At 43.4% G+C, this 14,559-nt stretch carries 15 protein-coding genes, 1 other RNA gene and 1 pseudogene; 4 read left to right on the top strand and 13 right to left on the bottom strand.

The window, feature by feature from the left end:
* The 11 genes and pseudogenes from JMW94_RS13110 to JMW94_RS13160 all read right to left on the bottom strand — a co-directional run.
* Window positions 1–880: pseudogene (locus tag JMW94_RS13110) on the bottom strand (DUF927 domain-containing protein); the annotation flags it as partial.
* Window positions 881–989: 109 nt separating this feature from the next.
* Entirely contained in the window at window positions 990–1,571 is a 582-nt protein-coding gene (locus JMW94_RS13115) for a hypothetical protein (protein ID WP_201604707.1), read from the bottom strand.
* Window positions 1,564–2,091 (bottom strand): hypothetical protein, encoded by a 528-nt coding sequence (locus JMW94_RS13120; RefSeq protein WP_201604708.1) that lies wholly within the window; start codon window positions 2,089–2,091, stop codon window positions 1,564–1,566. Before JMW94_RS13120 ends, JMW94_RS13115 begins: the two co-directional genes overlap by 8 nt.
* Complete coding sequence (locus JMW94_RS13125; RefSeq protein ID WP_201604709.1) at window positions 2,078–2,353, bottom strand: hypothetical protein; 276 nt, start codon at window positions 2,351–2,353, stop codon at window positions 2,078–2,080. The genes JMW94_RS13120 and JMW94_RS13125 overlap by 14 nt, the downstream gene beginning before the upstream one ends.
* Complete coding sequence (locus JMW94_RS13130; RefSeq protein ID WP_201604710.1) at window positions 2,346–2,606, bottom strand: hypothetical protein; 261 nt, start codon at window positions 2,604–2,606, stop codon at window positions 2,346–2,348. The genes JMW94_RS13125 and JMW94_RS13130 overlap by 8 nt, the downstream gene beginning before the upstream one ends.
* A complete protein-coding gene (locus JMW94_RS13135) occupies window positions 2,603–2,857 on the bottom strand; it encodes a helix-turn-helix domain-containing protein (protein WP_201604711.1) in 255 nt (84 codons plus the stop codon). The genes JMW94_RS13130 and JMW94_RS13135 overlap by 4 nt, the downstream gene beginning before the upstream one ends.
* A gap of 3 nt (window positions 2,858–2,860) precedes the next feature.
* Window positions 2,861–3,157 carry a helix-turn-helix transcriptional regulator gene (locus tag JMW94_RS13140; RefSeq protein WP_227685530.1) on the bottom strand — a complete coding sequence of 99 codons (297 nt, stop codon included), beginning with the start codon at window positions 3,155–3,157 and terminating at the stop codon, window positions 2,861–2,863.
* Window positions 3,158–3,348: 191 nt separating this feature from the next.
* Window positions 3,349–4,185 carry a hypothetical protein gene (locus tag JMW94_RS13145; RefSeq protein ID WP_201604712.1) on the bottom strand — a complete coding sequence of 279 codons (837 nt, stop codon included), beginning with the start codon at window positions 4,183–4,185 and terminating at the stop codon, window positions 3,349–3,351.
* Window positions 4,186–4,293: 108 nt separating this feature from the next.
* Complete coding sequence (locus JMW94_RS13150; protein WP_201604713.1) at window positions 4,294–5,535, bottom strand: tyrosine-type recombinase/integrase; 1,242 nt, start codon at window positions 5,533–5,535, stop codon at window positions 4,294–4,296.
* A gap of 163 nt (window positions 5,536–5,698) precedes the next feature.
* Window positions 5,699–6,076, bottom strand: a transfer-messenger RNA (tmRNA) gene (gene ssrA / locus JMW94_RS13155).
* Between the two features lie 85 nt (window positions 6,077–6,161).
* Window positions 6,162–6,833, bottom strand: a complete 672-nt coding sequence (locus tag JMW94_RS13160; protein ID WP_201604714.1) for an alpha/beta hydrolase — start codon at window positions 6,831–6,833, stop codon at window positions 6,162–6,164.
* A gap of 363 nt (window positions 6,834–7,196) precedes the next feature.
* Between JMW94_RS13160 and JMW94_RS13165 the strand changes: the two genes are divergently transcribed.
* From JMW94_RS13165 to JMW94_RS13175, 3 genes are all read left to right on the top strand, one after another.
* Window positions 7,197–7,991: a response regulator gene (locus JMW94_RS13165; protein WP_201604715.1), complete on the top strand. Its 795-nt coding sequence runs from the start codon at window positions 7,197–7,199 to the stop codon at window positions 7,989–7,991.
* A gap of 69 nt (window positions 7,992–8,060) precedes the next feature.
* A complete protein-coding gene (gene creC, locus JMW94_RS13170) occupies window positions 8,061–9,878 on the top strand; it encodes a two-component system sensor histidine kinase CreC (protein WP_201604716.1) in 1,818 nt (605 codons plus the stop codon).
* A gap of 181 nt (window positions 9,879–10,059) precedes the next feature.
* The gene (locus JMW94_RS13175) at window positions 10,060–10,260 is read left to right on the top strand and encodes a hypothetical protein (protein ID WP_201604717.1); all 201 of its coding nucleotides are present in this window, start codon (window positions 10,060–10,062) and stop codon (window positions 10,258–10,260) included.
* A 151-nt stretch (window positions 10,261–10,411) separates the two neighbouring features.
* Here the strand turns inward: JMW94_RS13175 and aroC are convergent, their stop codons facing one another.
* Both aroC and prmB read right to left on the bottom strand, forming a co-directional pair.
* The gene (gene aroC / locus JMW94_RS13180) at window positions 10,412–11,515 is read right to left on the bottom strand and encodes a chorismate synthase (protein WP_201604718.1); all 1,104 of its coding nucleotides are present in this window, start codon (window positions 11,513–11,515) and stop codon (window positions 10,412–10,414) included.
* Between the two features lie 88 nt (window positions 11,516–11,603).
* Window positions 11,604–12,770 (bottom strand): 50S ribosomal protein L3 N(5)-glutamine methyltransferase, encoded by a 1,167-nt coding sequence (gene prmB / locus JMW94_RS13185; RefSeq protein ID WP_201604719.1) that lies wholly within the window; start codon window positions 12,768–12,770, stop codon window positions 11,604–11,606.
* 290 nt (window positions 12,771–13,060) lie between these two features.
* Here prmB and JMW94_RS13190 point away from each other — a divergent pair, with 290 nt between their 5' ends.
* Window positions 13,061–14,500, top strand: a complete 1,440-nt coding sequence (locus JMW94_RS13190; RefSeq protein ID WP_201604720.1) for a L,D-transpeptidase family protein — start codon at window positions 13,061–13,063, stop codon at window positions 14,498–14,500.
* Window positions 14,501–14,559 lie beyond the last annotated feature (59 nt).

Below are 14,559 nucleotides of genomic sequence, written 5' to 3' on the forward strand. Positions count from 1 at the left end.
GTAACCGCCCCCATGTACCGCTGCTTGTGTCCCGTGTCTTAGCGATAACCTCAATCGGTGAACAAACAAACGCCTTAGACTTGAAAGCAATGTTTGCTGGGTCGTCATCGTTATACTTCACAAAAAACAGCCCGTCATGGTATAGCTCAAAACGCCCATCACTGTATGTCATCGGTTCATTAAGCTGTGGGTCATCGCGCCATTCAGGATAATAGGCAGTGTCTTGTAAATTGATTAGCTGGGTGTCATCAGCTGCCAGTATCGCTTCATAGCTGTCATCTTGTAGCATAGTGACGATATGAGCCACCGTAACCAATGCTTGCGCCTTTACACCTGCCAATAGGTTAATTAAGCCCTTATCATCAAGCGTCATAGGTACAGTAACCTGTGATCCGCTGCTCCAGTGCTGCACCATCTTTTTGAGGGACTGCTTTGTTTTTTGAGGGCTGACAATGATTGTCTTGTCCATCAGGTGGCTGTAAACATCAATACCGCTATCAGTGTCATTAAAGGCTATGATCTCATTGGCTTTGTTTGGCTCACCAATGACGATAGCGCCATACCCTGTAGGATCAATGACAATGGGCTTTGCTTTACTGTTTGGTGTGTAGAATACCGCGCCTACAATATCGCCTTGTTTATCGGTCAATCGTAGGGCTATCGTGCCAGTGGTCGGTACTACTTTGTCATCATTTGTAGTAAGATTGTCGGTGACGTTGAGCAAGCTATTAGGCGGTAGTAGGTCATATAGTTTAAGCAATAGCTTATCGTCTGCCAGTCCTTGCCGTGTGACTGCATCAAAACTATTCATTACCACTGTAAAGCCTGTGCTAAATGCACGGGCTTTTTCATGGGCGGCTGTTTGTGGTGTGGTGGTCATCTGTTCCCCCTTGCTTGTGACTGGTTCGGCTTACGCGCTGCTCTATACTTTTTGTAGTAGCTTTTGCGCTTGGCGTGCTTACGGCTTTGCTTTGGTGGATAGGTTTTCATTATTTGCCCACCTTGCTATAGCCAGTCATTGCTAGGGTGTCGTTAATGCCCTCTAATTTTTCATATAGTAGGCTTGCCCATGTATCAGTAGCATCATGTGCTAGGCGTGCCAGTGCTGTGACTGTATGCCCCTCTATCTTGTCATAGTGAATGAGTGCTAGTAGCTGTCCAACATCATATAAGGCAGTGGCTGCCCCATCAATATCACAAGCAATATCGGATAAATCAAAAGCAGATATTAAAACCACTTGTTTATCGTCTGCTTCGGTGGTGTCTATTATCGTGCGTTGGCTGGTTTGGCTGCCACTGTATAGCGTGGCTATCGCTTGGCGGTTGGCTTGTGTATCGTGGAATAACTGTGGCAGTGCGTAACAGTCATCATGATAAGCCCTACCATCAGCGCGATATAGGCACTCAACATTGCCAATATTGATAGTTAGGCAGTCTTTTGACTTTTGGACTAGGGTGTAAGTCCCATTGCCCACAGACGGGCATAGCACGCTATCACCTGCCTTGAATGTGGCTGGTGTGCTGCTTGTAGTGGTTTGAGTGTTTGAGGTCGTACGGATTGATTTAGGCATGATAGCCTCCTAACGTTTTTTGAGTTAATGCCACGCTATACGGTAAAAGTATAGGGTGACGGGTCTTACTCTCGGTAACGTTAGTAACCGCCCTGCATATTCGCCTTTCGGCTATTGTATTTTGCAGCGTCAACCCGTCATAGTCGGTCAGCAAGTGACTTGCTGTAGATATGAGGGAGTGCCCCCTTGCTACGCTTAAATGCGTGTTTGGGGCTGTGCTTGATGGTATAGGGACAGCTTGAGAGGCTGCGCTATTATCAGGCACAAAAAAAGCCAATAATGTACGACTTGGCAAGTCGCTAACGTTTTTTGAGAGGTCTATATAGTAACCATTGTTGGTATTGGTTGCAATCTGTTTTGCTTGTACTGGCTGGCAAGCTACCAATGACAGTAACAAGCCAATACCTGCCACCCATGCCATAAAGATAATAAATCTAAGTAGTAAGCCACGTTTGTGGGGCTGGCTGTCGCTGTGCTGCCCGTGGCTGGCTTTTAGACTGGTTCTGTTATCTTTGGTCATTTCTTACGTCCTCCACGTTAAAGGCTATTTCTGCTATGCGTGTCGATAGCTCTTTTAGTGACTCTACTTGTCGGCTGCCTGTCGGTAATAAGCTGCCTAACATTTTTACTTCTATTTCTGCTAATTGGGTCATGGTGTTAATGATGGTCACATTGGCGTGCAAGGTAATGATTAACTGATCTATAAAATCATCATTTATCATCAAGAAACCCTCTTTTTTTAGCCCGTCCATTACTTGATTTATAAAATCGTTATCACTCATAGCGCGTAACCTCCATTTCAGGCATTGATAGAATGCTGTCCATCTGTTCGCTGGCATCAGTGGCAAATAATGAGTCCCTAAACAATGCAGCAATGACGGCTTGAATAATGCCCATAGAAACGGGGTCATTTGTCTGCACGGCTTGCAATGCCATAGCGTAATGTTCGGTATCAATTGATAATAAGATCAGCTGCTCGTTGATATGCTCTAACGTGTCCGCTATCTGTAATAGTCTGTCGTTTGATTGGCTCATAACTGCACCCCTGTAGCGTCATGGTTGCCATCGGCTGGCGTGTCTATCCAGTAGATTTTGAATGTCTTACCATTGCGCTTGATGGTCTTATCTTGAATAACCACGCCTTGCGCTCTTAGCTCACTGATACGCTGTAAAAAGCATGTGATTTGCCATAAATCAAAAGCCTCATAAGTCGATAGGCTGTTACCTGCCAGCATGTGATTATGGATAATCTGCTTATAGCTCTTTTTTGGTTGCCGTGTCTGCATGATCTACACCTCGCTAGTGGTTGAGGTGTGGCTGTTTAGCCATTCGTGAATGTCTGCATAACTCCATGCGGTCATAGTAGGGCTTAACTTCTTGCCAGCTGGGAAACGTCCATCTTTTGACCATTCAAACAAGGTGGTTTTGCTAAATGGTAGGAATGGCAGAATATCTTTAGCCCTGCCCATGCCAGTAGTAGGCAGTTGCATAGCTGGACTGTTTGCGGTGGTTGGTTCGGTATCGTGCGAGGTGTCACCAGTAAAAGGAATTACTGGCGTGTTTTGTGTGGCTTGTTGCTGTGTCATTTTAGCTGCTCCATATCGTATGATTTGTATCGCTACGTTGTTCTGCGATATGGATAGAATAAAAGATGCTATCGGCTATCATGCAAGCACTTTTGATATGATGTTATGGCAATAATATTGCTATCAGGGCAATAAAAAACCCTTGATAGACAAGGGCTGATAGCTGTTATAGCAATAGTTTAAAAATACGCCTATCTTTTATATTTTCCTCCGCTTCTTGCTTCGCTGTGACGGTAAACTTTATCAATATTTAATGCTAAAGCTTTTGATACACCATCAAAGTTACCTGTGATCCATCTGACAATAATCTCTTGTTTTGGTGCTGATTGATTAGGATCATAATTAATCCAAAACTCTGTAATAACTTTATTCATAATTTCTATAGCTGGGGTAACGTATAGAGATTTATCATTGCCAATAGTATCTGGCTTGTCTGCTAGTTCGGCTTTAGCTTGTGATAGTTGGTTTTTAAGGTCTGCTACTTGCTCTCTAAGCTGCTCGATAACTTCGGCATCGGCTTGGTTAAAAAGTTTGTCTAGGTCTAATTTTGGATAAAGTAAATCATAAAAAATAATTGAAAAATCCTCTTTCACTTTACGGTAATCAAGAATTTTGTTTTCGACAATTTCTTGCTTTCCATCTACGTGATAAGGCTCAATAGTACAGTTGATAATATTAATGTAGTTTGAACAGTTGTTTTCAATCAGCCTGTTAAAATTCCTATCACTGACAAAATAATAATCATTAACCCTCATGTCATATTTGATATCTGTTAAGACTATTTCATGGTTATTGAAACGACCTGATTTCCTTGTTATTACTTTTTTTTCTAACCAATCCACACTACCAATATAATGAAATACTGGGTGCAATTGATCATTTCGCACAAGTTGAACGATAGTTTCAATGAGCCTATTTTGGTCTATTGAGCTTTCTAAATTAAAATCATAGTTACACCTATCCGCTAAGTATTCGGCAACATCGTCCAATGTTAAAAATTCTTTAATATCATATAAAGCCACACTCACACCCCTACACCCTTTAATAAAAATAGGTGCAAGGCAGTGACAGCATAAGGGTGTGAATAGCTGTCGTTCGGGTAATTAGTCCTAGCCTTGCATAGTTGGTGCTAAGCCTTAGCCTAGCTTTTGTGTTTGTTGTTTGAAGTCTGCACGGATCACGTTATCCAATTTGCCAGCATAAGCATCATCAATAAAGTTTGCCCATTGGTGCATCATGTCTATTCTGTATGGTAGGTGCTGCGCCCCGTTATAGGCTGCACTGATTTTGTTCTCTCTATCATGTGCCAGCTGTAGCTCTATGGCTTCGTGCATAAACTCTTTTTCATGCAGTGTGGTACTGGCAAGCCCTCTAAACCCGTGCCCCGTCATCTTGCCTTTATAACCCATATTCCATAGGGCATTAATAAACGCGCTTTGACTGTATGGCTTACGGGTTGAGGTATTAAAGAAAACATACTGATCCGAAAAGCCTAGCTCTTTGATCTGCTTTAATATCGCTACTGCTTGCGGTGCAAGTGGCACGATATGCAAGCGCCTAGCTTTCATCTTTTCAGCTGGGACAGTCCATAAGCCGCGATTAAAATCTATGTCCTGCCATTCCATAAAGCGCAATTCATTAGTACGTACAAACGTATAGCATAAAAACCATAAGCCTAGTTTCACCAATACATCACCTTGATAAGCATCAATGTCTTTTAATAGCTTAGGTAATTGCTGGCTAGTGATACGGCTATGATTGACGGTTTTATGTGGCTTGATGGCTTCGGCTAGGTCGGTGGCTGGGTTATGTGTGGCTAGTCCATTGCGGATAGCGTGCTTAAATATCTGTCCTATTTCTCTAATAGTACGCCTTGCCATTTCATTAGCGCCGCGGCTCTCTACTGCTTTACCGATAGCCAATACATCAGGCGCAGTAATGTCGTTTATGTTCTTTTGACCAATAGAGGGCTTCACATCGCGCATATAAGCGGAATAGTTACGGGAAAAGGTGCTTTCTGCTAGGTAGGTCTTGCGCTCGCTATACCATGACTGGGCTATGTTATCGAAAATATTTAAACCGTCTTGGCTGGCTTGCTGTTCTTTCTTATGATCTTTGGGGTTCACACCATCAGCTATTAAGCGTTTGATCTCAATATTGCGCTGGCGTGCATTTTGTAGGCTCATTACTGGGTAAGTGCCAATAGTGAGGGTTTGCTGTTTGCCTTGCCATCTGTAGGCGCTGATCCATGACTTAACGCCCGTGTAACGCACCCATAATTGCAGCCCGTTACCATCACTGTGTTTGTCAGGTCGCTTTGTATCAATCGAGGTGCTACTGGGCTGTAGCTTATTGATAACGGTATGAGTTAAGGGCATTGGACTATCCTTTGTTGGTATTGAGCGCGTGTATAAACTCTAATACCAACAATAATACCAACATTCTATATAGGACGCTATACCCCTATATAACCCTCAATCCTTGAAAAACGCCCAAAATAAAGGGCTAACGGTCTATGACGGTCAGCCCTTTATCAATGTTTGGTGGAGATGGCGGGAGTTGAACCCGCGTCCGCCAGCATTACGCTCATGAATCTACATGTTTAGTTTCTGTCTTTAGTTTTAATCCGCACCGATCCGACAGTCAGGATGGATTGGACGATTCTCTACTTTTGAACCCAAGCGATTGAGACAATCACTTGTGGCGAGCCTACATGCGGACGCTTCAACTTAGTTGACTAACTGTAGGTGATCAGCAACTAAGTAAACAGGTTTAAACCATGTAAACAGGGTTTAAGCTGCTAGAGCGTAATTTTCGTCGTTTGCGACTATAACAATATATGTTTGATTAACGAGAGGACATATACTCTCGACATGCATCATTGAGTTTCATTACCAGCGTCGAAGCCAGAACATCCCCAATAAGGTCATCTATTATATAGGATTTATACGTCGACTTTCAACATATATAATATCTATATTACATTACGTTACAGCTGAACTCTCTAAGTCAGTACTTTATTGAGCCATTTACCGATATTTTGAATCTGCGGCATGCAAACTTGATGTGCCATCGGATAAGTATGATAAGCAACATTATAGCCTTTAGCGGATAATAACTGCTGCGCCTGCTCGCCCAAAATTACAGGAACAACTGGATCATTCGTACCATGCTCAATCAAAATGGGCATGTCTTTATTAGCAGCGCTATAGCTAATATTATCATTAGTCGCTAGATAAGTAGAGAGTGTCATCAAGCCAGCTAAACGCTGCGGGTAGCCAAGTGCCACATGATATGCCACTGCCCCACCTTGCGAAAATCCTGCGATTACAATGTGTTCAGGCTTAACACCACGCTCTATCTCACGGCTGATCAAATCACGGATTTGCTGCGCAGACTCTTCAATCTGAGCGACATCAACTTTACGCTCTAGGCTCATCTCTAAGATGTCGTACCATGCTGGCATGACCATACCACCATTCACCGTCACTGGGCGCTTTGGTGCATGTGGAAAAATAAAACGCACTGCCATATTATCCGCTAAACCGAGCTGTGGTACCACTGGCTCAAAATCATGACCACTCGCACCCAAACCATGTAGCCAAATAACGGCTCTGTCTATCTTTTTTTGCGTTGGATTATGCTCAACGATGACCGCATCTAAATAGTCACTCATATTTTTAAATTCCTTTAAATAAAAATGGTAGGTACATCAAACTTATTTTTAGTAAAACTGACATTCGCACTATATTTCAATATTTTTTATAATAATACTGATTATTTTACAGCCTTTCATCAAAACCGCCAGTCAAAAAAGTCTTCGCTAATAATGCCAATTTCCATCAACTTTTCACATCTTTTAAGGCCTGATAGCAAAAGCGAGTGCGACTTTTGTGCTACGATAAATTCGTCAACTTAGATAGCACTCTAGCTACTACTGTATGATGCCCTACACTCATTTTTCAATGTTCGTATCTCATTAGATATTAATAACCCCTTCATCTTAAATAGTTTTTCTTTATATAGCGATATAGAGTTTATGACCCATATTTTATTGGTAGAAGACGATCCTGCTATCGCGATGTCACTGAAAGTCACTTGCAAGCGTGAAGGCTGGCAAATCACTTGGCTTGATAACGCCAGTAACGTGTTGCCTTTTCTGCGCAATTTACATAATAGTGCTGAAGCGCAAGATCTATCGGCGATTATTTTGGATGTTGGGCTGCCAGATGGTGATGGTCTCAGTCTCTGTCAACAAATACGCCACACCCTTGATATTGCTGGCTTAAAGGACATTCCTATCATCTTCTTGACGGCGCGTAGCGATGAAGTCGATCGTATTTTGGGTTTAGAGATGGGCGGCGATGACTATTGTGCCAAGCCATTTAGCCCGCGAGAGTTGGTCGCCCGTCTAAAAGCCATTTGGCGACGTGAGCAATTATTGTCTCAGTCCTCCACCTCCCATACAACAGAAGCCAGCGATACAACCAATCCTGCCTATCCAAATACTATGTCAGGACAAGCGTTAACGTTTGAATGTCAGTCTGGCATCTGGTACTACCAACCGCTTAATTATTCCTTGATATGGCAAGAGAAAAAGCTTGAGCTGAGTAACACCGAACGCAAAATCTTATTAACCTTGTTAAAAGCGCCCAATCAAGTCTTTAGCCGTGAGCAACTGCTGAGCGCGGTGAGCGATTACCCTGATCATCGCTTGGCGAGAACCATAGACAGTCATATCAAGTCGATTCGTAAGCAGCTGGCGACTGTCGATGCCAGCATCGATGTTATCCATACCCATCGCGGCTTGGGTTACGCCTTGTGTCCCGCCTAGCTGCACTGCCTATAGCCATATTTTGATTAAAACCGATATTCTATAACGTCAAATAATATACCTGAAAATATGAATCATAAAACCAACGATAGTACTAATAGCCATCCCAACACTCATATTAATAAGGCTGATAACAGCGCGCATGCCAGCCAAAGCAATTGGTATGCAAAACTGCATCCTATCGGCACCGCGCAGCAAACGACTAAACCAAAACGACTGCTGAATTTAAGTATATTTTTTAGGATTTGGCTCGCGTTGGCGTTAGTGCTGATTATCTGCGGTGTGGTCGCATTTACTCAGCTGTTTGGTTATGTCAAACCGACGGCGCAGCAAGTCATCGAAGATACGTTGTTAGATACCAGCAAATTGCTGGCGGCAAGTTTGCAGATGCCATTATCTTCAGGACAGCTATACGATGAGCAGTATCAAACGAAACTCGATGCGGCATTTATCGGTGCGCCCACGATAAGTAAAACAACAGATCCAGAATATAAAAATAAAAGCCCTAGCAGCTTTCGGATATATGTCACCGATGATAAAGGGATTGTCATATACGACTCACTACCCGAACCTGACAATGATGAAGGACAATATTACAGCCGCTGGAATGATGTCTATCTAACGTTAAATGGTCAGTATGGCGCGAGAAGTACAACGCTAGATCATAATCAGCGAGATGGTACGGTGATGTATGTGGCACAGCCGATAAAGGATAGCGCTGAAAATCTCATTGGTATCATTAGCGTAGGCAAACCTGTCGCTAGCGTGTTACCTTATTTAGACGATACGCGCAATCGCATGCTTATCACAGCGCTGCTCATGAGTATTGCTGCCCTTATATTAGCAGGACTGGTCGCATGGTGGCTCAAGCAAAGCATCAGCCTTGTGACCCAATATACCAGTGCACTGGCAGAAGACACCAAAAAGCCCTATTTTTACTTAGGTCATGAACTTAATAGCCTAACGGATACCATTGAGTCTATGAAACATCGATTGGAAAATCGCGCCTATGTCACCGACTACGTTCATACTCTGACCCATGAGCTCAAAAGTCCGTTAACCGCCATTCGTGCCAGTAGTGAGTTGCTAGAAGACGACGGGCTCGATAAAGAAGATCAACAGATGCTCATCCAGTCCATTGGTGAACAAAGTATCAAAATGCAGCAATTGATTGATCGGCTGCTATTACTTGCCAAAGTTGAGCAACCGACTTTTAAGCTGAATCGCCAGCTGACCCCTCTACTACCGTTGTTGCAAACTCTGGCAAAAGACAACAGCGCTAAATTGCAACAGCAGCACCTAGCGCCTATCGACATCTATCTTGATGATAAACGAGTGACTGAAACAGCGACTTTATCACCAAATGCCTTGGAAAATACCAGCGTTTTCGCTGACCAGTTTTGGTTGGTACAAGTGCTGCAAAATGTATTGGACAATGCCATTCATTTTGCCGATAGCACAGTCGTTATTTATCTGCACAGCATCGAGCAACATGGTTCAGCGCAAACTGTGACTATTGATATCTTTAATAATGGTAAATTGCTCCCTGAGTATGCCGTTGATAAAGCATTTGACCGTTATTTTAGCTTATCGCATCAGAGTCAAGCGGCTGAAAAAGCCTCAGAGCATGCACCAGATAAATATTCCAAGTTAGAAATCAAACAAGAACAGCAGCCCAATGTCACAAGCAATACCCTAAAAAAAGGCACTGGCCTTGGTTTAACCCTTGTGAAGCAAGTTATTGAGCATCATGGCGGTCATGTTGCCATTACTAATATTCAAGCAAATAGCGATGACAGTAGTCACAATAGTAATAAAAATAACGCTGCTATTAAGCAATATTCAGGCGTGATGATTAGTATTACCTTGCCTTTGACTAAAGAATAGAGGCTTAGCTTAGATAAGATAGATAGATAGAGATAGACAGTTACTCAAATTCATTAAATTATTTTCGATTAGCAATAATGCCAGTCCATGAATTTTCCATCGTTCCTACACAGGTTTTCTATCTGCTTGTTTTACGATAGCGTTATTCAAATTCGTAACCCCTATTAAGGATAGAAAGACCATGAAAGAAGCTATTGAACAAAACCAAATTATAAAAAACTGCTTAGGCAGTAGTCGCCATTTTTGCCTACAAGCGCTGTCAGGTGAAGGGATTGATAGTATCGCTTTTGGGCATTGGTTAACCATTCCCAGTCAACAACTGCTATTGGTATTTCGCCACCAGCAATGTGTGGCTATTGACCACTATCAAATAGCGGCTTAAAAATTCCTTCAATTTAATGATGAAATCTTATCAACTAAGTTGCTGGCTTGTTAATTATTTATAAAAAATCAGTCAAAAAAACCCTCTATCATATCTAGTTAGAAACGCTAGTTAGAAATGATAGAGGGTTTATAATTTTACGGTAAACAATCTAAGTAATAGATGCTACTGGCGGCTTAACATCCGCATTTTGACCGCGATGGCGCAAATAGTGATCGAGCAAAACGATAGCCAGCATGGCTTCTGCGATAGGTGTGGCACGTACCCCTACACAAGGATCATGACGACCTTTAGTTAGCATATCAACCGACTCGCCTTGTGTATTGATACTCTTGCCAGCCGTCGTAATACTAGAGGTTGGCTTAAGCGCGATACTGACACGGATGTCTTGCCCTGAAGAGATACCGCCCAAAATACCACCAGCATGATTTGCAGTGAAACCGTCTGGCGTCAGCTCATCACGAGAGCTATGACCGAACTGTCCTGCCACGGCCATGCCGTCGCCGACTTCAACGCCTTTAACAGCATTGATGCTCATCATCGCATGGGCAATATCTGCATCCAAACGATCAAATACTGGCTCACCAAGTCCGACTGGCACACCGCTAGCGATAATTTCAAGGCGCGCCCCGCAGCTAGTGCCTTCACGGCGCAAACTGTCTATTAAGGTCTCAAAACGACTGACAGCATCGGCATCGGCGCAAAAAAACGGATTGCTGTTCACAAAGTCCCAATCAATTTGGCTTGGGTTTAGGACATTACTGTACTCATTGCCAATTTGGGTGACGTGACCACGGACTTGCACACCTAAGCGCTCTTGTAGATATTTCTTAGCGATAGCACCTGCCGCCACGCGCATCGCAGTCTCGCGCGCTGAGGAGCGCCCGCCACCACGATAATCACGAAAGCCATATTTCATGCTATAGGTGTAGTCGGCATGACCGGGGCGAAACGTGTCTTTAATCTCGCCATAGTCTTTGGATTTTTGATTGGTATTACGAACCAGCAAACCAATAGACGTGCCTGTCGTCTTACCCTCAAACACACCAGAAATAATCTCAACTTCATCAGATTCGCGGCGCTGGGTGGAGTATTTAGACGTGCCCGGTTTGCGGCGATCTAAATCTATTTGCAAATCATCTGCAGATAAGGCTAAACCCGGTGGCACGCCATCGACGATTGCCATGAGACCTGCACCATGCGACTCGCCGCACGTGGTGACCGTAAAAACCTGTCCAATGCTATTGCCTGCCATATTTATCCTTAAATAAATGAAGTCAATTTTTGAGTATCGCGTAAATCTCGATGGTTCTATTACTCAACAGTTCTAGTACTCGATAGCTCTATTGAATGCTATCTAACAGTTGCACGTAAGCATTGAACAGCTCACGATGCGCCATGAGCTCATCATAGGTAATCGCAAAGACACCGTGACCACCGTGGGCAAATTTCAACCAGTCAAACTGGATTTCAGGATAGGCTTGCTTTAATGCCCACTCACTATCACCCACTTCGCAGACAAGCAAGCCTTCTGGACTTAGATAATCTGGCGCTTCAAACAAAATACGATGCACCAAATCCAGCCCATCTTGACCCGCGGCTAGCGCATGCTCTGGCTCATATAAAAATTCAGGTGGCAGCTCTGCCATAATAGCCGCATCAACATACGGCGGATTGGTGACGATCAGCTCATACTGGTGTTCAGCAGGAATCTTAGCAAACAGATCGGACTCAATCACATTAACCTGATGCCCAAGATCATGATGATCGACGTTAACCATAGCTACTTCAAGCGCACTTTTATCGATATCAACAGCATCAACCAGCGCATCAACGAAACGCGTCGCAAGCGCAATAGCAATACAACCAGAACCAGTGCATAAGTCTAAAATACGCTCAGGCTGCGACAGCTGCTTGACCTCTAAACCGTGATCATAAAATACAGCAGCCTGCTCGTTGACGCTCTTACCAAGTGGTTTGGCAAGCTCATTGACATCAAAATATGGATGGAACTGCTGACGAATCAATTCTGCGATAGGCGATCTTGGAATTAGTACACGCTCATCGACATAAAAAGGCAAATCACAGAAGTATGATAAGTTAATCAAATAGCTTAATGGTTTACGCTCAGCGATACGCTCTTCTAACAAACTCAGTACCAACTGCTTCTCTGAGGTGGTCAAGCGACAATCGAGAATCTGCTCATTGGCTGACCAGTCTAAAGCCAGAGAATGCAAAACAATGGCGGATGCTTCAGCAAACTCATCGGTGGTGCCTTGTGCAACGACCACATCATAATTACGAAGCTGGGTGACCGAAAAGCGAATAAAATCACGAATACTGACCAATTGCTCGCGGGCCTCTTCTAATTCTGCAGGCAAATTGGCAAATTGATCGTCTTCACCCAGAATCCCACTCTCCAAATCAAACACCATTTCACTCTCTAGACCATCGTCATTGAAGTATTGATTTTGAAACTCTTCTGCGCTCATTGTTTGGTCTTCTGACATATCGCACCTTGCTGATTACATGTTCACTGACTACATGCGGATGGGTTAAAACGCCTTTTATTAAAAGCCGATCTATTGAATAAAAATTTATCCACCATTATAGACATAAACGCTAAGTTGCGCCAATTTTTGCAGTTTTATATTCATAAAAATGGTTCCAAAAATAACGTGAATAATGAGGACTGCAAGTAAGAATAGCGCATCATCTTATGCATACCCTCGCTCAGTTATTGCCCAACTGTAGTGAATACGTCAACGGTTGACGTTTGGCAAGACTTTAATGAAAAAAGATGTGTCAAAAGTTTGCGAAGCATTCAAATTATGCGCATAATAGCCCCATTAGTTATAACCATAAGTATCCCAATATGATGAAAATGAAGCCTCTTATTACCGCTATATCAATTGCTATCGTTACTGCCAGTGCCAGCGCCGTTGCCGCACCTGCTGATAATACGCGCACCCTGCCAGTACGAACCGCTGACTCAATGCCTAGCATTGCCAAAAAAGTTAGCCTTGATGTACAAGAGAATCGCAGTAGCTCAATCGATGGTCGTGCTCCTGTCGTAGCCACGCCTGCCTTAAAGCCTAATGCGCCTGACCGTATGACTCAGCTGATTGACGAAAAGCAGGAAGTCGATGTAGAGACAGCGCAACAAGCAGTCAGTGCTGATAATATGACGGTAGAAGAGCTGGCTCGTAAAGATGTGCAGTCTGATAGCACTGACGATATTAGTGAAGGTCAAGCCGTCGCTGCCCCTACCGCAGCCATATCTGATGCTAGCCCAGCAGATACTTCTATCAAAAGCATCGAAGATGTTAATGGTAAAAAACATACGACGCTGAATTTGTCGAATTATGCCAAACAAGTAAACGGTGCCACATGGACACCGAGTATGAAAGTTAACTCGGCAATGACGATCAAAATGCAGGCACTGCTTGATTGGAACCATGCTTCTCCTGGTGCCATCGATGGTGGTTGGGGCATGAACAGTAAAAAAGCCCTGATCAACTTCCAAACCATGAAAGGTCTGCCAGCCACAGGTAAAATGGATCAAAAAACGTGGGATGCGTTAAATAAAAATATCCCAGCGAATAAACCAGTGCTCGTGACCTACACCATCACTGAAGATGATATTAAGACCAACTTTGCCAGCACACCTGCAGGTTCAGAAGCTAAGTCCAAAATGAAAGGCTTATACTATCAAGACATTAAAGAGATGTTTGGTGAGCGCTTCCATATGGATGTGCGTTATTTAGATAAGCTGAACAAAAATAAGCAATATAAAGCGGGCGAAACCATCACTGTTTTAAATACCCGTGCACCACTTAAGCAGCGCATTAACCGTGTGGTTGCCAATAAAGCCGATAAGACATTATATGCTTATAACGGCGATAAGCTGGTGGCTACTTACCCAACGACAATCGGTAGCGATGCCACACCATCGCCACAAGGTTCGTTTAAAATCATTAACAAGGTAAAAATGCCTTGGTACAAAGCGACCGTTGGTAAAGGCGCAGACAAACAAATACATATGCTACCACCAGGACCAAATAGCCCTGTTGGCGTCGTATGGATGGGCTTGTCTAAACCTTCATATGGTATTCATGGTTCACCAAAGCCTGAAGGCATCAGTCGCCAAGCCTCTGCAGGTTGTGTGCGTTTGACCAACTGGGATGTATTAGAGGTTTATGCCAATATCGAAAATGGCGCGACTGTTGAGCTTAAATAAATTGAGCTTAAATAATAAGTCATAAACGATGAATAAAAAAAAGACCTTGCTATCAAGGT

The sequence above is a fragment of the Psychrobacter immobilis genome (genome assembly GCF_904846185.1).
Taxonomy (GTDB): Bacteria; Pseudomonadota; Gammaproteobacteria; order Pseudomonadales; family Moraxellaceae; genus Psychrobacter; species Psychrobacter immobilis_B.